This is a genomic window from Prauserella flavalba (assembly GCF_003202235.1).
GTDB lineage: Bacteria > Actinomycetota > Actinomycetes > Mycobacteriales > Pseudonocardiaceae > Prauserella_A > Prauserella_A flavalba.
This window is the reverse complement of the sequence record NZ_MASU01000001.1, coordinates 1-16,220: the sequence shown is the minus strand read 5'-3', so window position 1 is coordinate 16,220 and position 16,220 is coordinate 1. Positions and strand designations below refer to the sequence as shown.

Genomic DNA, 16,220 nt, shown 5'->3' with positions numbered 1-16,220 from the left:
GAACTAACTGGGAGAACCGTGCGCAGGCTCCGATGGCTCGTTCCCGCACTGATCATGATCGGCTGGCTGGCGATCGGCGGGTTCGGCGGCCCGTTCGCGGGCAAGCTGAGTGACGTCTCCGAGAACGACAACTCGGCGTTCCTGCCGGCATCCGCCGAGGCCACGGAGGTCCAGCGGCTACAGGAGCGGTTCACGCAGAACGAGGCCGTGCCTGCGATCGTCGTCGCCGAGCGCGAGGGCGGCGTCACCCCGGCCGACCGCGCTTATCTGGAGGAACGCGCGGGCGAGGCCGCCTCGATCGAGGGCGTGCAGCAGCCGCTGTCGCCGGTGATCCCGTCGCGTGACGGCCAGGCGCTGCAGCTCGTGGTGCCCATGACCGGCGAGCCGAACGAGGCCGTCGAACAGCTGCGCGGGCTGCTCGATCGCGACCGGCCCGAGGGGCTCGACGTCTACGCGGCCGGACCCGCGGGGCAGATCGCCGACCTCTCCGAGGCGTTCGGCGGCATCGACGGCATGCTCCTGCTGGTCGCGGGCTCCGTCGTGGCCCTGATCCTGATCATCGTCTACCGCAGCCCGCTGCTGCCGTTCCTCGTCCTGCTCTCGGGGATCTTCGCGCTCGGCCTCGCGAGCCTCACCGTCTATCTGCTCGCCGACTCGGGAGCGCTCGCGCTCAACGGCCAGAGCCAGGGCATCCTGTTCATCCTCGTCTTCGGCGCCGCGACCGACTACGCGTTGCTGCTCGTCTCCCGGTTCCGCGAGGAACTCCGGGACACCGAGGACCGGTACGCCGCGATCCGCAAAGCCTTGCGCGGCACCATCGAACCCATCGCCGCGTCGGCGGGCACCGTGATCCTCGGCGTGCTGTGCCTGCTGTTCAGCGACCTCAACTCCAACCGGGGCCTCGGCCCGGTCGCCGCGATCGGCATCGGCGCCTCGCTGCTGGCCTCGGTCACCTTCCTGCCCGCGGTGCTCGCCATCTTCGGCCGCGCCGCGTTCTGGCCGTTCCGCCCGATGCACGGCTCCCCGCACCCCGAGGCGAAGGGCGTCTGGGGCCGGATCGCCGGCTTCGTCGACCGCAGGCCGAGGGCGGTCTGGGTGGTCACCGCGCTGGTGCTGCTCGCGGGCGCGGCGTTCGTACCCCAGCTCAAGGCCGACGGCACCTCGCAGACCGACGTCTTCCTCACCGACGTCGACTCGGTCGCGGGGCAGGAGGTGCTGTCGCGGCACTTCCCCGGCGGCGTCGGCTCGCCCGCGATCGTGATCGCCGACGCGCAGCGGACCGACGCGGTGCTGGAGGCGACGCGCGTCGACGGCGTCTCCAGTGCCGAGGCCGCGGGCACCCGCGACGGGCTCGTGCTCATCGAGGCCGTGCTCGACGCGCCCGCCGACTCCGAGCGCGCGGTGGGCATCGTGCAGGACCTGCGCGACTCGGTGCACGCCTTGGAGGGTGCCGACGCGAAGGTGGGCGGGCGCACCGCCGTGCAGCTCGACACGCAGGAGACGTCCAAACGCGACCGCATGGTGATCATCCCGATCGTGCTCGTGGTGGTCTTCGCCGTGCTGGCCCTGCTGCTGCGTTCGCTGCTCGCGCCGCTGCTGCTCGTGGCCACCGTCGTGCTGTCGTTCGCGGCGACGATGGGGGTGTCGGCGCTGGTGTTCAACCACGTGCTCGGCTTCCCCGGCGCCGACCCGGCCGTGCCGCTGTTCGGCTTCGTGTTCCTGGTGGCACTGGGCATCGACTACAACATCTTCCTGATGACCAGGGTCCGCGAGGAGGCGCGGACGAGGGGGACGCGCGAGGGCACGCGCCACGGGCTCACCGTCACCGGAGGGGTGATCACGTCGGCAGGCGTCGTGCTCGCGGCGACGTTCGCGGCGCTCGCGGTGCTGCCGATCCTGTTCCTCGCGCAGATCGCGTTCATCGTGGCGTTCGGCGTGCTGCTCGACACCCTGATCGTGCGGTCCCTGCTGGTGCCCGCACTGACCGTGGACATCGGCAGGAAGGTGTGGTGGCCTTCGGCGCTCTCGCGCTGAGGTTTGCCACCGACCCATGCGGGAATGCGTACGTATGGCTACTTGCGAAGTCTGTGGGAACGAGTACGACCTGTCCTTCGAGATCCACACCAAGGGCGGCGGCAGGCACACGTTCGACTCGTTCGAGTGCGCCATCCACAAGCTCGCGCCCGTGTGTGAACACTGCGGCTGCAAGGTGGCCGGGCACGGCGTCGACGTCGATGGGCACTTCTTCTGCTGCGCCCACTGCGCCCGGGAGTCGAGCGAACTCGGCTCCAAGGCTCGCGACGCCGTGACCGCCTAGCGGCCCACCAGCGCCCTGGCGAAGAAGGCCAGGTTGGCGGGCCGTTCGCCGAGGCGCCGCACGAAGTACGGGTACCACTCGCCGCCGTAGGGCACGTAGACCCTCATGCGCAGCCCACGCGCGGCGAGTCGTTGCTGTTCGTCCGCCCGGATGCCGAACAGCATCTGGTGCTCGTACCCCTCGCGGCCCCGGCCCGCCCGCAGCGCTACGTCCTGCGCGATCGCGATCAGCCGGGGGTCGTGCGTGGCGACCATCGGGTAGCCGTCGCCGTGCATGAGGATCTTGAGGCACCGCACGTACGAGGCGTCCACATCGGCCCTGTCGCGGTAGGCGACCGAGGCCGGCTCGTCGTAGGCGCCCTTGCACAGCCGCACCCGCGAGCCCGGCCCGGCCAGGTCCGCGCAGTCGCCCTCGGTGCGCCGCAGGTACGCCTGCAGCACGGCGCCCACCCACGGGAAGTCCACCCGCAGCTCGCGCACGATCGACAGCGTCGCGTCGACCGTCGTGTGGTCCTCCATGTCCACGGTCACCGTGGTGCCCGCGCTCGCCGCGGCCTCGCAGATCGCGCGCGCCCCTTCGAGGGCGATCTTGTCACCGTCACGGGGGAGGGTCCGGCCGAGAGCCGACAGCTTCACCGACACCTCCGCCTTCGCGGCGAGCCCCTCGTCGGCGAGGGTCCCGAGCAGGCTCCGGTACGCCTCGACGGCCGCGTCGGCCTGCACCCGCTCCTGTGTGTCCTCACCGAGGTGGTCGAGCGTCACCAGCCGGTCGCGGGTCAGCTCCCGCGTGGCGGCCAGCGCGTCGGTGACCCGCTCGCCCGCCACGAACCGGTCGACGATCGGCCTGGCTAGCGGCAGGTTCTCGACGAGCGAGCGGCACTTCCGCGAGCGGGACGCGGCGATGATGGCCGAGCGCAGCATGGCGGACCTCCTAGAGCTGGTGTGGGTAGGACGAGCGGACCGGGGGCACGAACGTCTCCTTGACCGTGCGCGGGCTGACCCAGCGCAGCAGGTTGTAGACCGAGCCGGCCTTGTCGTTGGTGCCCGAGCCGCGGGCGCCGCCGAAGGGCTGCTGGCCGACGACCGCGCCGGTCGGCTTGTCGTTGACGTAGAAGTTGCCGGCCGCGAAGCGCAGCACCTCCTTCGCCCGCTCGATGGCGGCCCGGTCGGTCGCGATGATCGAGCCCGTGAGCCCGTAGGCCGCGCCGCGGTCCACCTCGTGCAGCACGCGGTCGTACTCGCCGTCGTCGTAGACGTGCACGGCCAGCACGGGGCCGAAGTACTCGGTGCGGAACACCTCGTGCGTCGGGTCGGTGCCCTCGAGCACGGTCGGCCGCACGAAGTAGCCGGTCGAATCGTCGGCCGTGCCGCCCGCGATGATCTCCAGCGACGGCGCTGCGTGCGCCAGCTCGAGCACCCCGGCCAGGCGGTCGTAGGCCCTGCGGTCGATGACGGCGCCCATGAAGTTGCGCAGGTCGGTCACGTCGCCGACCGTCAGCGCCTCCACCTCGGCCACCAGGTCGTCCTTGAGCCGCGCCCACACCGAGCGCGGCACGAACGCGCGCGAGGCGGCGGAGCACTTCTGGCCCTGGAACTCGAACGCGCCGCGCACGAGTGCCGTGCGCAGGACGTCGACGTCGGCGCTGGGGTGGGCCACCACGAAGTCCTTGCCCCCGGTCTCGCCGACCAGCCTCGGGTACGTGCGGTAGCCGCCGATGTTGGCGCCGACCGCCGACCACAGATGCTGGAACGTCCTGGTGGAGCCGGTGAAGTGGATGCCGGCGAGCGCGGGGTCGGCGAGCGCGACGTCCGAGACGGCGAGGCCGTCGCCGGGCAGCAGGTTGATCACGCCCGGCGGCAGGCCGGCCTCCTCCAGCAGGCGCAGCGTGAGGTGCGCGGCGAGGCCCTGCGTCGGCGAGGGCTTCCACAGCACGGTGTTGCCCATGAGCGCCGGCGCGGTGGGCAGGTTGCCCGCGATGGCGGTGAAGTTGAACGGCGTGATCGCGTAGACGAAGCCCTCGAGCGGGCGGTAGTCGAGCCGGTTCCACACGCCGGGCGAGCTCTGCGGCTGACCCTGCAACAGCTCGCGGGCGAAGTGCACGTTGAACCGCCAGAAGTCGGCGAGCTCGCACGCGGAGTCGATCTCGGCCTGCACGGCGGTCTTGGACTGGCCGAGCATCGTCGCCGCGTTGAGGGTGTCGCGCCACGGCCCCGACAGCAGGTCGGCGGCGCGCAGCAGCACGGCGGCCCGCTCGTCGAAGGGCAGGCGGCGCCACGACTCGCCCGCCCGCAGCGCGGCGTCGATCGCGTCCTTCGCGTCGGCGTGCGTCGAGTTGGCGGTGGTGCCCAGCACGTGGGCGTGGTTGTGCGGTTGGACGACGTCGATGCGCTCGCCGTCCGGCATCCGCTGCTCGCCGCCGATGGTGGCGGTGAGCTCGAAGCGCGTGCTCGCCAGTTCGGCGAGCTTGCGGGTGAGGCTCTCGCGCTCGGGCGAGCCGGGTACGTAGTCCCGGACCGGTTCGTTGCGGGGCACTGGCGGGCTGGTGATGGCGTCCATGTCTGGAAGTGTGGGACCGCGGCCACCTTCGCGGGCTGTGCGTCCGGCTAACGTTGAACCATGAGCGTTGGCCGATCGAACAACGGCTTGGGGCTGCGCCGGCTGCTGGTGGCGATCGGCCTCCCGCTGGTGGAGCTGCGTACGGAGCACGCCGATCCGCTGGTGCGCGGCGTGGCGATCCTCGACCCCGACGACGAGCCCGGGAGCTACTCGGGTGAGCTGGTGCTGATCATCGGCGTGCGCGGGCGCGAGGCCGCAAGGCCGGTGCGGGCGGCGGCGCGCCAGGGCGCGGCCGCGGTCGCGGTGAAGGAGGCGACCGCCGAGCTGGCCGCCATCGCGGCCGAGTCGGGCGTCGCCCTGCTCAGCGTCGCGGCGCCGGTGCGCTGGGACCAGCTGGAGACCGTGGTGCGGCAGGTGCTCGACAGCGCCACGCTCGCCGAGGGCTTCAGCGATGGGCCAGGCGACCTCTTCTCCCTGGCGCAAACGCTTGCACTGCTCACCGGCGGCAGCGTCAGCATCGAGGACGCGGGCAACCGGGTGCTCGCCTACTCCAGGTCGGATGACGAGGTCGACGAGCTGCGCAGGCTCTCGATCCTCGGCTGGCAGGGCCCCGAGAGCTACCTCGCGCTGCTGCGCGAGTGGGGCGTCTTCGCACGGCTGCGCGCGGGCGAGGAAGTGGTGCGCATCGAGCCGCACCCCGAGCTCGGCATCCGCCGCAGGCTCGCCGTCGGCATCCGGGCTGGTACCCACCATCTCGGCACGGTGTGGGTGCAGGAGGGCAGGGAGCCCTTCGCCGAGCGGGCCGAGAGCGCGCTGCTCGGCGGCGCCCGGCTCGCCGCCGTGCATCTCCTGCGGCAGCGCAGCGAGCACGGCCGCTCGCGCGAGGAGCTGGTGGCCGGCCTGCTCACCGGGCACACCAGCCCGGACCTGGTGGCCGGCCAGCTCGGGCTCGACCCGGCGACGCCCGCCGTGGTCGTGGCGTTCACGGCCCGCGAGCCCACGGCCGACGAGCCGGTGCGCGAGCTGCACCTGGCCGAGATGCTCACGATGGTCTCGGTGCACATGGCGTCGTACCGCAAGGGCGCGCTGGTCGGGGCCGACGGCGCGCGCGTGTACGCGGTGCTGCCGGACGCGCGGCAGCTCACCGGGCTCGTCACCGAGGTCACCGACGTGGCCGAGGTGCTCACCCGCCGCACCGGCGTGCGCGTGCAGGCGGGCATCGGCTCGGCGGTCGCCGCGCTGCGCGACGCCGGTGCGTCGAGAGCCGAGGCCGACCGCGTGCTCGACGCGATGGGCGCGGCCCGGTCGGTCGCCAGCATCGCCGACCTGCGGGCCGAGGTGCTGCTCGGCGAGACGCTCGCGCTACTGGAGGCCAACCCCGGCCTGCACGATCCCGCGGTCGCCGCGCTGCTCGCCCACGACGCCGAGCACGGCTCCGAGCTGGTGCCGACGTTGCTCGCCTGGCTCGACGCGATGGGCGACGTGCGCTCGGTGGCCGCCGCGCTGCACGTCCACCCCAACACCGTGCGGCACCGGCTACGCAGGGCGAGTGCCGTGAGCGGCATCGACCTCGGCGATCCCCGCGAGCGGCTGTCGTGCCACCTTCAGCTGTTGCTGGCGGTCACAACAGGGGTCACCACCACGACGGTTCGTGGTTGAATTTCCGCAGGCGGATTGCAGAAGGGGTGGACGTGGCGAGGCTCGGAGAACTGGAGCGCGCGGTGATGGATGTGCTCTGGGCGCGACCCGAGCCGGCCAGTGTGCGTGCGGTGCACGCGGCGCTCGCCGACCGTGGTCTCGCCTACACGACCGTGATGACCGTGTTGACGCGGCTTGCGGCGAAGAACGTCGTGCGCCGCGAACGGGCAGGCCGCGCCTGGCTGTACGCGCCCGCGGCGACGCGCGAGGAGTACGTCGCCGAGCTGATGCTGGAGGCGCTGGAGCTGACCGGTGACCGTGGCTCGGCGCTGGTGCGCTTCGCGCAGTCGGTGACCAGCGACGAGGCCGACGCGCTACGGCAGGCGCTCGAACGGGAAGAGAAGACGTGATCCTCGTGGGGCACCAGCTCGCGGCGGGCACGGCGGCCGTGCTCGTGGCGCTCTGGCTGCTGCGAAGCCGCTGGACGCACGCCCACCCCAGGGCGGCGCTGATCCTCTGGCAGATCACAGTCCTGACGCTGGTGGTGTCCACGATCGGCGCGCTGCTCGGCTTCGGGCTCGCGCCCTACCAGCGGGGTCTGGTGCCCGCGCTGTTCGACCTGCCCCCGGTGATCCACGAGCTGGACCTGTGGCATTCGGTGGCCGTCGTGGCCGGTCTCGCGCTCGCGGGCTGGCTGATCGTCAACCAGCTGCTGTGCCTGCGCAGCACGGCCCGCGCGCGGGCGCGACACCGGCTGTTGCTGCAGCTCGTCGCGCGGCAGGACACCGGTGCGCTCGTGGTGGACCACCCCATCGCCGTCGCCTACTGCCTGCCCGGCCGCACTCCCCGGATCGTGGTCAGCGCGGGTGCGCGGCGGCTGCTGACCGACGCGGAGCTGGACGCCGTGCTCGCCCACGAACGGGCGCACGCGCGCGAGCGGCACCATCTCGTGGTGGCGCCGTTCCAGGCGCTGCGCAGGCTGCTGCCGGGCAGCGCGCTGCTCACGCGGGTGTGCGCGACGATCGAGCTGCTCGTGGAGATGTGTGCCGACGACAAGGCGGCCCGCCAGCACGGCAGGGAGCCGCTGGCGAGCGCGCTGGAACGCTTCCACGCCAACGGAACGGCCGGTACCCCGGCGGGAGCGCTCGCCGTGGCGGACACCCCGGTGCAGGCGCGCATCCGCCGTCTGCGTGAACCGGACCGCTTCGGCTTCCCGCCCGCGTTGCCGTTGGCCTGTGTGCTGGTGCTGACCGCCCTCGCCACGTCGGCGGCCCTCTTCGCCGTCCCCCTCTGACCGACTCACCGACTGCAGTGAAGGCCTTCACTGCAGTCTCTACTACTGCATGTAGTAAGTTCTCGGCATGGAAATCGTCTACGACGCATTGGTCGTGCTGCACCTGCTCGGGATGGCCGGCATCGTCAGTGGCGTGGTCGCGCGCAGCGTCGCACCGGCCGGACCCGCTCCCGCGATCACGATGTACAGCGCGGGTGCCCAGGTCCTCACCGGTGTCGCGCTCGTCGGCATCGCCTCGGCGGGGCTCGTCGCCGCGGAACCGGACAACACCAAGGTCGCCGTCAAGCTCGGCATCGCCGTGATCGTGCTCGTGCTGGCCCATATCCTGTGGCGCCGCCCCGAGTCCGGCAAGGGCGTGTTCTACGGGCTGGCCGGTTTCACGCTGGCCAACGTGGTCATCGCGGTGTTCTGGTAGGCGCCGTCCGCCGCAGCCAGAGCAGCCCGATGACGGGCAGTACGAGCGGAATGAACAGGTAACCCATCCCGTAGTTCGACCAGACGGCGGCGTCGGGGAACGCCGCCCGGTCGAACACACTCAGTGTGCCCACCACGAGCACACCCGCCAGCTCCACCGAGCACGCCGCGAGCGCCACCCGCCACCACGTGACGCCGCTGCGCGCGAGCGCGAACGTCGCGAGCAGGTACACCACGGCCGCGAACGCCGACAGCACGTACGGCACGGGCGCCTCGTCGAAGCGGGTCGCGATCTGCACGGCCGCTCGCGACGTGGCGGCCACCGCGAAGATCGCGTACACCGCCACCAGCACGCGGCCGGGCCCGCTCGCCGTGGCCGGGCGTTCCGAAGCTCGCTCAGGCACTCGCGCCACCCCAGACCTCCGACATCCGCAGGATCAGTACCGGCACGGTCACGCACGCGACGCCCAGCACCACGGTGCTCGACCTGGTGTTCTCCGCCAGCGCCCACACCGCGCCGACCGGCAGCACCAGCAGGGAGCCCACGAGGTAGGCGAGGAAGGTGACCATGCTGCCCGGCCGGTCGCCGCCGACGAGCAGCACGACCGAGATCACCACCTGCACCAGCAGCAGGACCTCCAGCACGGCCAGCCCGGTCAGCAGGGGCCTGGCCGGCGACTTGCCCCTCGCCGCGAGCACGAAGGCCCAGGCCGCGACGGCCAGCGAGCACAGCGCCACCGCGACCGCATACCCAGTGATCACCGGTCCTCCAGCAAGCCAAGTACTACTAGTCGTAGCGTACGGGGCGCGGGGACGGCGGTGCGCGGCGGCCGGTCAGTCCTCTGTGGACTTCACGGTCAGTCGCCGCAGTGCCTCGCGAAGCGCTCCGGTGACCGGTTCCGGGCGCCTCGTGCCCCGGTCGATGAACACGTGCACGAAGTGCCCCTCGGCGAGCAACTCGGACCGGTCCTCGCGGTGGATTCCGATCTCGTAGCGCACGCTGGAGGTGCCGAGGTTGCCCACGCGCAGGCCGATCGCGAGTTTCTCAGGAAATTCTGAGGATGCGTGGTAATTGCAGTGTGATTCGACACAAACCCCTATGACCTGGCCTTCTTGAATGTCAAGACCACCCTCTGCTATAAGCCAGCGGTTGATAACCGTGTCCATGAACTCGTAGTAGACGACGTTGTTGACGTGCCCATATACGTCGTTGTCCCGCCATCTGGTCGGCACGAGCTCCCAATGTGCATAAGCCACCCCGGCAATCTAGTCGGCGACTGGATTGCATGGCGTCGGAGCCGGGTATGCGGTAGCGTCCGAGGTCAGACATCGACATCGCGAGCGTTCGGGTCAGTGTGAATTCGGCGTTTGCTTCATTGAATTCGGCTATTTCTTTTGCCGTGCTCCCCGAGACCCCGATCCGACGAACGAGGTGTTCATGACCGCGTCTCCCGCTCCGACCACGCGAAAACCCAAACCGATGATCTCCGGGCGCACGTCGTTGCCCGAGCACATCACCGTCAAGATCTTCGTGCTGGCGCCCATCGTGGCGCTCGCCGTCGCCGTCCCCTTCGCGTGGGGCTGGGGCCTGAGCTGGGTGGACATCGGGCTCGGCGTGTTCTTCTTCGTGGTCAGCGGTCTCGGGGTCACCGTCGGCTACCACCGGCACTTCACGCACGGGTCGTTCAAGGCGAACCGGACACTGCGCGTGGCGCTCGCGATCGCGGGAAGCCTCGCGGCGCAGGGCCAGGTCACGCCCTGGGTCGCCGATCACCGCAGGCACCACGCGTTCTCCGACCGTGCGGGCGACCCGCATTCGCCGTGGCTGTTCGGCACGGGGCCGAAGGCGCTCGCGAAGGGCTTCTGGCACGCGCACATGGGCTGGCTGTTCGACCGCGACGTCACCAACGCGGAGCGGTTCGCGCCCGACCTGCTCGCCGACCGCGACATCCAGCGCGTCGACAAGCTCTTCCCGCTGTGGGTCGGCCTGAGCCTGCTGCTGCCCGGTGTGCTCGGCGGCCTCATCACCTGGTCGTTCTGGGGCGGCGTGACGGCGTTCTTCTGGGCGGGCTTCGTGCGGATCGGCGTGCTGCATCACGTGACGTGGTCGGTGAACTCGATCTGCCACATGATCGGCGAGCGCCCGTTCACCAGCCGTGACAAGGCGGCCAACTTCTGGCCGCTGGCGATCTTCTCCTTCGGCGAGGCGTGGCACAACCTGCACCACGCCGACCCGACGTGCGCCCGGCACGGCGTGCTGCGCGGGCAGATCGACATCTCGGCGCGGATGATCTGGCTGTTCGAGAAGTTCGGCTGGGCGCGGGACGTGCGCTGGCCGACCACCGCCCGCCTCGACCGCCTGGCCACCGCCAAGTCCTGACCCAACAACCGCAGTGAAGGCCACCTTCCCTGCGTTCAACGCAGGGAAGGTGGCCTTCACTGCGGTTGCAACCTGCTGCAACCCTTTCGCCGAAGGGCGCGCCGTAGTCACATAGACATGTGACGTCGGACACAGTAACCGTCGGGGTGGTGGCCAACCCCGCGTCGGGGCGGGACATCCGGCGGCTCGTGGCGCAGGCGTCGGTGTTCCCGACCGCCGAGAAGGCCAACATGGTGCAGCGGCTGCTCACCGCGTTCGCCTCGGTGGGCGTCACCCGCGCGCTGTTGTCCACCGACCTCGGCGGCATCTCCGCCGCCGTGCTCAGGGCCTCCCGCGCCCGCAGGCCGGGCCGCGACGGCGCGTGGCCCGACGTCGTGTTCTGCGCCGACGACGCGATCACCGGCACCGCCCTCGACACGACCAACGCCGTGCGCCGCATGGTCGCCGACGGGGCCAGGCTGATCGTGTGCCTCGGCGGCGACGGCACCGCGCGCGTGGCCGCCGCCGCGTGCGGAGACGTGCCCCTGCTCGCCTTGTCGACCGGCACCAACAACGCCTTCCCCCGCATGCGCGAGGCGACCGTCGCCGGGCTGGCAGGCGGGCTCGTCGCGACCGGGGCCGTCGCCGCGGAGACCGGCACCCGGCGTGCCACCGTGCTGCACGTCGGCACCGCCGACCGTGGCGAGACCGCGCTGGTGGACGTGTGCGCGTCCCGTTCGCGGCACATCGGCTCCCGCGCCCTGTGGCATCCGGAGACGCTGACGGAGCTGTTCTGCACCTTCGCCGAGCCCGACGGCATCGGCCTCTCCAGTGTCGCGGGCCAGCTCTGCCCGAGCCCGCGCGACGAGCCGGACGGCGTCGCCCTCACCCTCGCCCCGCCCGAGCACGCCCGCTGGGTCGTGCACGCACCGATCGCGCCGGGGCTCGTCGTGCCCGTCGGCGTCGACGCCTGGCGCCCGCTGCCGGTCGGCGAGCCCGTCGAGATCGGACTCCGCGGCGGGGTGATCGCCGTCGACGGCGAGCGCGAGCTGGAACTCACCGGATCTGAGACCGCGACCGTGCGCCTGTGTGCCGAGGGCCCGCGCTGCGTCGACGTCTCGGCCGTGCTCGCCGAGGCCTCGGCGAACGGACTGCTGTGCACGGAAAACCACGTGGCACAACGAAAGGAGCGTCAACGATGACGGATACCCTGTCCACGGCGGTATCGCACGAGCTCGACGGGAACGCCCTGCTCGACGCCTACCGCACGATGCGCACCATTCGCGCCTTCGAGGAGCGGGTGCACGCCGAGTTCGCCACCGGGGAGATCCCCGGCTTCGTCCACCTCTACGCGGGCGAGGAGGCCTCGGCCACCGGCGTCTGCGTGCACCTCGACGACCGCGACGCCATCGCCAGCACCCACCGCGGCCACGGGCACTGCATCGCCAAGGGCGTCGACGTCAAGGCGATGATGGCCGAGATCTACGGCCGCAGGACCGGCTCGTGCCACGGCAAGGGCGGCTCCATGCACATCGCCGACCTCTCCAAGGGGATGCTCGGCGCCAACGGCATCGTCGGCGGCGGCCCGCCGCTGATCTGCGGCACCGCACTCGCCGCCAAGCAGAAGGGCACGGGCGGCGTCGGCGTCGCGTTCTTCGGCGACGGCGCGAGCAACCAGGGCACCACGCTCGAAGCCCTCAACCTCGCGTCCGTGTGGCAGCTGCCCGCGATCTTCGTCGCCGAGAACAACGGTTACGCGGAGGCCACCTCCAGCACGTGGTCGGTCGCGGCCGACAACATCGCCGACCGCGCGGCCGGGTTCGGCATGCCCGGCGTGATCGTGGACGGCTTCGACTTCTTCGCCGTGCACGAGGCGGCGGCCGAGGCCATCCAGCGCGCCCGCGAGGGCGGAGGGCCGACGCTCATCGAGGTGAAGTTCACCCGCTACTTCGGGCACTTCGAGGGCGACCAGCAGACCTACCGCGCCGACGAGGTCGCCAACGCCCGCGAGCACCTCGACTGCCTCAAGCGGTTCCGCACGAGGGTCACCGAGACCGGGCAGGTCGAGGCCGCACAGCTCGACGCCGTCGACGCGCAAGTGACCGATTTGATCGACGCCGCGGTGGAGGAGGCCAAGGCCGCGCCGAAGCCGACCGCCGCCGACCTCGAGACCGACGTCTACATCGAGTACTGAGGAGGGTTCCCGTCATGGCACGCACGATCAGCTACCGCGAGGCGCTCAACGAAGCCCTCGCACAGGAGATGGAGCGCGACGAGTCGGTGATCGTCCTCGGCGAGGACAACGCGGGCGGCGCCGGCAGCCCCGGTGAGGACGACGCGTGGGGCGGCGTTCTCGGTGTCACCAAAGGGCTCTACCACCGTTTCCCCGGCCGGGTGCTCGACACCCCGATCTCCGAGTCGGCGTTCGTCGGCGCGGCGATCGGCGCGGCGACCAGCGGTCTTCGCCCCGTCGCCGAGCTGATGTTCATCGACTTCATGGGCGTGTGCTTCGACCAGATCTTCAACCAGGCGGCCAAGTTCCGGTACATGTTCGGCGGCAAGGCGAAGACGCCGGTGGTGATCCGCACGATGTACGGCGCGGGCCTGCGCGCGGCCGCGCAGCACTCGCAGGCGCTGTACCCGATCTTCACCCACATCCCGGGGCTGAAGGTCGTGGTGCCGTCGAGCCCGTACGAGGCGAAGGGCCTCATGATCCAGTCGATCCGCGACGACGACCCGGTGATCTTCTGTGAGCACAAGGCGATGTACGACGTCACGGGCGAGGTGCCGGAGGACAGCTACACGATCCCGTTCGGCGAGGCTGGCGTCGTCCGGGACGGCGACGACGTGACGATCGTGGCGATCGGGCGCATGGTGTCGGTTGCCGAGGAGGCGGCGAAACAGCTGGCCGATTCAGGGGTCGAGGCCGAGATCATCGACCCGCGCACCACGAGCCCGCTCGACACGGAGACGATCCTGGAGAGCGTCGAGAACACCGGACGGCTCGTGGTGGTGGACGAGGCGACGCCGCGCTGCAACCTCGCCACCGACATCTCCGCGCTCGTCGCCAAGGAGGCGTTCGGTTCGCTGCGCGCCCCGATCGAGATGGTGACCGCTCCGCACACGCCGGTGCCGTTCTCCGACGCGCTGGAGGACCTCTACATCCCGGACGCCCAGCGCGTGGCCAACGCCGTGAAGACCGTCGTCGAATGGAAGCGGTGAGGATGAACGACGCCATTCGCAAGGTCGTCATGCCGAAGTGGGGTCTGTCGATGACCAGCGGCAAGGTCACCGAGTGGATCGCCTCGGAGGGTGACGAGATCGCCGACGGCGACGACCTCGCCGAGATCGACACCGACAAGATCGCCGGCGCGCTGGAGTCGGCCGACGAAGGTGTGCTGCGCCGGATCATCGCCCAGGTCGGCGAGGACGTGCCGGTGGGAGCGACGCTCGCGCTGATCGCTCCCGCCGACGTGCCGGACGCCGAGCTGGACGAGGCGGCGCTGCTGGCGAGGGAGGAGCTGGACTCGGGCGCGGTGGCCGAGGTCGCTGGCCCGGTCACGGGCAGCGTCGAGGTGGAGGGGCGCACGATCTGCTTCGCCGCGCTCGGCGAGGGCGAGGAGACCGTGGTGCTCGTGCACGGCTACGGCGGCGACAAGAACTCCTGGCTGTTCGTGCAGGAACCACTGTCGCAGTCACACACCGTGTACGCGCTCGACCTGCCCGGTCACGGAGAGTCCACCAAGGACGTCGGGGACGGCTCGCTCGACGTGCTCGCCGGTGCCGTGCTGGGCCTGCTGGCCGAGCGCGGCATCGAGCGGGCGCACCTCGTGGGGCACTCGCTCGGCGGTGCGGTGGTGGTGGCCGCGGCCGCGAGGGAACCCGCGCGGGTGGCCTCGCTGACGCTCGTCGCCCCCGCGGGGTTCGGCAGCCGCATCAACGCCGGCTACCTGCGGGGCTTCGCCGAGGCCAGGTCCCGGCGGGAGCTGAAACCGCACCTCGCGGCGCTGTTCGCCGACCCCGGTCAGGTCACCAGGCAGCTCGCCGACGATCTCATGCGGTACAAGCGGCTCGACGGCGTGGACAAGGCGCTGGGCGCGCTGCTCGGCACCCTGCTCGACGGCGACGAGCCCGCGCTCGACGTCGCCCCGCTGCTGTCCGAAGTGGACGTTCCGGTGGCGGTGGTGTGGGGCAGGCGGGACGCGGTGCTGCCCGCCACCAACGGTGAGGGCCTCGATGACGTCGAGTACGTGGAACAGGCGGGGCACATGGTGCACCTGGAGCAGCCGAACGCCGTGGTCGCGGCGGTCAATGCGGTGACGAACCGCCGGTAAGGGTTCCGTGCGACCCATCCGGCTTGCGACACTCGTCTCCGTGCGCCAGGAGCACCTCGAGGCAGCGGTGCCCGTCGGGGCGGACCCCCGGCGGTACGCGCGCGTGCTCGCGCGGGTGCACGAGGCCGCGCTCTCCGGCGCGAGCCCACCCGCCGAGCCGCGCGCGGTCATCGGCGCGTCCTGGCAGCGCATGCGGCGGCTCGGCCTCGACCCCGATCACGGCCGGGAGGACGGCAGGCCGCTGCCTGCGGAGGACCTCGAGGCCAGGCGCCGCGCCAGCGGGCTCGCCGACGCGCTGCCGATCCTGCGTGGCGGCCTGATCAGCGTGGCAGAGGAGGCCGCGCACATCATGGTGGTGGTTGACGGCGACGCGTGCGTGCTGTGGCGCGAGGGCAGCAACGCCGTGCGGCACCGCGCCGACCGGCTCGGCTTCACCGAGGGCGTGTCGTGGGACGAGAACCACGTCGGCACCAACGCCATCGGCACCGCGCTTGTCGCCCGCAGGCCCATGCAGGTCTACTCGGCTGAGCATTACGTGCGCTCGCACCACGCGTGGACGTGCGCGGCGGCGCCGTTGCACGATCCCCGCGACGGCAGGCTCCTCGGCGTGGTCGACCTCTCCGGCCCGGCCGCGACCGTGCACGCCACCACCCTTGCGCTGGTCGACGCCGTGGCGAAGCTCGCCGAGTCGCAGCTGCGCAACGCCCACCTCGCCGAGCTGGAGCGGCTGCGTGCCGCCGCGCTGCCGGTGCTGTCCAAGGTGCCGGGCCGGGCGATGGTCACCGACGAGCACGGCTGGGTGGCCGCCGTGTCCGGGCTCGCGCCGCTGGACCGGGTGCCGCTGCCCCGCGGCTGCGCGCCGGGCGAGGCGTGGCTGCCGTCGCTCGGCACGTGCCAGGTGGAGCCGGTGCCCGGCGGCTGGCTCGTACGGGTCACCGAGCACGACACCGAGCGCGGCACCACCAGCGCCGTGCTCGACGTGCGCTCGCCGAGGGACTGCACGCTCACGGTCACCGGGCCGAGCGGCACCTGGTCCTATCCGCTGAGCCCCCGGCACGCGGAGATGCTGTACGTCCTCGCCTGTCACCGGGACGGCCGCTCGGCCGCGGAGCTGGCGCTGGATCTCTTCGGCGACGCCGAGCGCACGGTCACCGTCCGTGCCGAGATGTCGCGCCTGCGCAGGCGGCTCGGCACGATTCTGGCGCGCAGGCCCTATCGCTTCGCTGACGATCTCGAGGTGGTGCTCGAGCGGCCGGAGGCACCGGAGCTGGTGCTGCCGCATTCCACCGCCCCGGCATTGCGGAGGCC

The 16,220-nt window shown here is 71.5% G+C and carries 17 protein-coding genes; 12 read left to right on the top strand and 5 right to left on the bottom strand.

The annotated features are described in order from the left end of the window. Positions 1–18: 18 nt before the first annotated feature. Both BA062_RS00085 and BA062_RS00080 read left to right on the top strand, forming a co-directional pair. Positions 19–2,034: an MMPL family transporter gene (locus BA062_RS00085; protein WP_168213843.1), complete on the top strand. Its 2,016-nt coding sequence runs from the start codon at positions 19–21 to the stop codon at positions 2,032–2,034. 34 nt (positions 2,035–2,068) lie between these two features. Next, positions 2,069–2,317, top strand: coding sequence for a Prokaryotic metallothionein (locus BA062_RS00080; protein ID WP_110333945.1), 249 nt, complete (start codon positions 2,069–2,071; stop codon positions 2,315–2,317). Here BA062_RS00080 and BA062_RS00075 read toward each other — a convergent pair. Both BA062_RS00075 and pruA read right to left on the bottom strand, forming a co-directional pair. Further along, positions 2,314–3,237 (bottom strand): proline dehydrogenase family protein, encoded by a 924-nt coding sequence (locus BA062_RS00075; protein WP_110333944.1) that lies wholly within the window; start codon positions 3,235–3,237, stop codon positions 2,314–2,316. The two genes, BA062_RS00080 and BA062_RS00075, sit on opposite strands and share 4 nt — an antisense overlap. Before the next feature lie 10 nt (positions 3,238–3,247). Then, positions 3,248–4,873, bottom strand: a complete 1,626-nt coding sequence (pruA, locus tag BA062_RS00070) for an L-glutamate gamma-semialdehyde dehydrogenase (protein ID WP_110333943.1) — start codon at positions 4,871–4,873, stop codon at positions 3,248–3,250. A gap of 60 nt (positions 4,874–4,933) precedes the next feature. Here pruA and BA062_RS00065 point away from each other — a divergent pair, with 60 nt between their 5' ends. From BA062_RS00065 to BA062_RS00050, 4 genes are all read left to right on the top strand, one after another. Then, positions 4,934–6,532, top strand: coding sequence for a PucR family transcriptional regulator (locus BA062_RS00065; protein WP_110333942.1), 1,599 nt, complete (start codon positions 4,934–4,936; stop codon positions 6,530–6,532). Positions 6,533–6,558: 26 nt separating this feature from the next. After that, on the top strand, positions 6,559–6,921 hold the full coding sequence (locus BA062_RS00060; protein WP_110333941.1) for a BlaI/MecI/CopY family transcriptional regulator: 363 nt from the start codon (positions 6,559–6,561) through the stop codon (positions 6,919–6,921). After that, entirely contained in the window at positions 6,918–7,805 is an 888-nt protein-coding gene (locus BA062_RS00055) for a M56 family metallopeptidase (RefSeq protein ID WP_110333940.1), read from the top strand. Before BA062_RS00060 ends, BA062_RS00055 begins: the two co-directional genes overlap by 4 nt. Before the next feature lie 67 nt (positions 7,806–7,872). Continuing rightward, positions 7,873–8,220: a hypothetical protein gene (locus tag BA062_RS00050; RefSeq protein WP_110333939.1), complete on the top strand. Its 348-nt coding sequence runs from the start codon at positions 7,873–7,875 to the stop codon at positions 8,218–8,220. On the opposite strand, the gene BA062_RS00045 is transcribed toward BA062_RS00050, so the two are convergent. The 3 genes from BA062_RS00045 to BA062_RS00035 all read right to left on the bottom strand — a co-directional run bounded on the left by BA062_RS00045 (position 8,201) and on the right by BA062_RS00035 (position 9,476). Then, positions 8,201–8,623 (bottom strand): hypothetical protein, encoded by a 423-nt coding sequence (locus BA062_RS00045; protein WP_245959605.1) that lies wholly within the window; start codon positions 8,621–8,623, stop codon positions 8,201–8,203. The two genes, BA062_RS00050 and BA062_RS00045, sit on opposite strands and share 20 nt — an antisense overlap. Then, positions 8,616–8,981, bottom strand: coding sequence for a hypothetical protein (locus BA062_RS00040; protein ID WP_110333937.1), 366 nt, complete (start codon positions 8,979–8,981; stop codon positions 8,616–8,618). Before BA062_RS00040 ends, BA062_RS00045 begins: the two co-directional genes overlap by 8 nt. A 72-nt stretch (positions 8,982–9,053) precedes the next feature. After that, positions 9,054–9,476 carry an acyl-CoA thioesterase gene (locus BA062_RS00035; RefSeq protein ID WP_110333936.1) on the bottom strand — a complete coding sequence of 141 codons (423 nt, stop codon included), beginning with the start codon at positions 9,474–9,476 and terminating at the stop codon, positions 9,054–9,056. Positions 9,477–9,657: 181 nt separating this feature from the next. On the opposite strand from BA062_RS00035, the gene BA062_RS00030 reads away from it, so the two are divergent. From BA062_RS00030 to BA062_RS00005, 6 genes are all read left to right on the top strand, one after another. Next, entirely contained in the window at positions 9,658–10,599 is a 942-nt protein-coding gene (locus BA062_RS00030; protein ID WP_110333935.1) for an acyl-CoA desaturase, read from the top strand. A gap of 119 nt (positions 10,600–10,718) precedes the next feature. Further along, positions 10,719–11,780, top strand: coding sequence for an ATP-NAD kinase family protein (locus tag BA062_RS00025; RefSeq protein ID WP_110333934.1), 1,062 nt, complete (start codon positions 10,719–10,721; stop codon positions 11,778–11,780). Next, positions 11,777–12,772: a thiamine pyrophosphate-dependent dehydrogenase E1 component subunit alpha gene (locus tag BA062_RS00020; protein WP_110333933.1), complete on the top strand. Its 996-nt coding sequence runs from the start codon at positions 11,777–11,779 to the stop codon at positions 12,770–12,772. Before BA062_RS00025 ends, BA062_RS00020 begins: the two co-directional genes overlap by 4 nt. Before the next feature lie 14 nt (positions 12,773–12,786). Next, positions 12,787–13,800 carry an alpha-ketoacid dehydrogenase subunit beta gene (locus BA062_RS00015; RefSeq protein WP_110333932.1) on the top strand — a complete coding sequence of 338 codons (1,014 nt, stop codon included), beginning with the start codon at positions 12,787–12,789 and terminating at the stop codon, positions 13,798–13,800. Between the two features lie 2 nt (positions 13,801–13,802). After that, positions 13,803–14,912, top strand: a complete 1,110-nt coding sequence (locus BA062_RS00010; RefSeq protein WP_210406713.1) for an acetoin dehydrogenase dihydrolipoyllysine-residue acetyltransferase subunit — start codon at positions 13,803–13,805, stop codon at positions 14,910–14,912. Positions 14,913–14,952: 40 nt separating this feature from the next. Then, positions 14,953–16,220, top strand: a 1,268-nt coding sequence (locus tag BA062_RS00005) for a GAF domain-containing protein (protein WP_110334305.1), incomplete at its 3' end; no start/stop codon positions are given.

Bases quoted from the DNA above. Each gene is read 5' to 3' on its own strand.
- BA062_RS00080 (WP_110333945.1), top strand. From the start codon at position 2,069: ATGGCTACTTGCGAAGTCTGTGGGAACGAGTACGACCTGTCCTTCGAG.
- BA062_RS00075 (WP_110333944.1), bottom strand. From the start codon at position 3,237: ATGCTGCGCTCGGCCATCATCGCCGCGTCCCGCTCGCGGAAGTGCCGC.
- pruA (WP_110333943.1), bottom strand. From the start codon at position 4,873: ATGGACGCCATCACCAGCCCGCCAGTGCCCCGCAACGAACCGGTCCGG.
- BA062_RS00065 (WP_110333942.1), top strand. From the start codon at position 4,934: ATGAGCGTTGGCCGATCGAACAACGGCTTGGGGCTGCGCCGGCTGCTG.
- BA062_RS00050 (WP_110333939.1), top strand. From the start codon at position 7,873: ATGGAAATCGTCTACGACGCATTGGTCGTGCTGCACCTGCTCGGGATG.
- BA062_RS00030 (WP_110333935.1), top strand. From the start codon at position 9,658: ATGACCGCGTCTCCCGCTCCGACCACGCGAAAACCCAAACCGATGATC.
- BA062_RS00020 (WP_110333933.1), top strand. From the start codon at position 11,777: ATGACGGATACCCTGTCCACGGCGGTATCGCACGAGCTCGACGGGAAC.
- BA062_RS00015 (WP_110333932.1), top strand. From the start codon at position 12,787: ATGGCACGCACGATCAGCTACCGCGAGGCGCTCAACGAAGCCCTCGCA.
- BA062_RS00010 (WP_210406713.1), top strand. From the start codon at position 13,803: ATGAACGACGCCATTCGCAAGGTCGTCATGCCGAAGTGGGGTCTGTCG.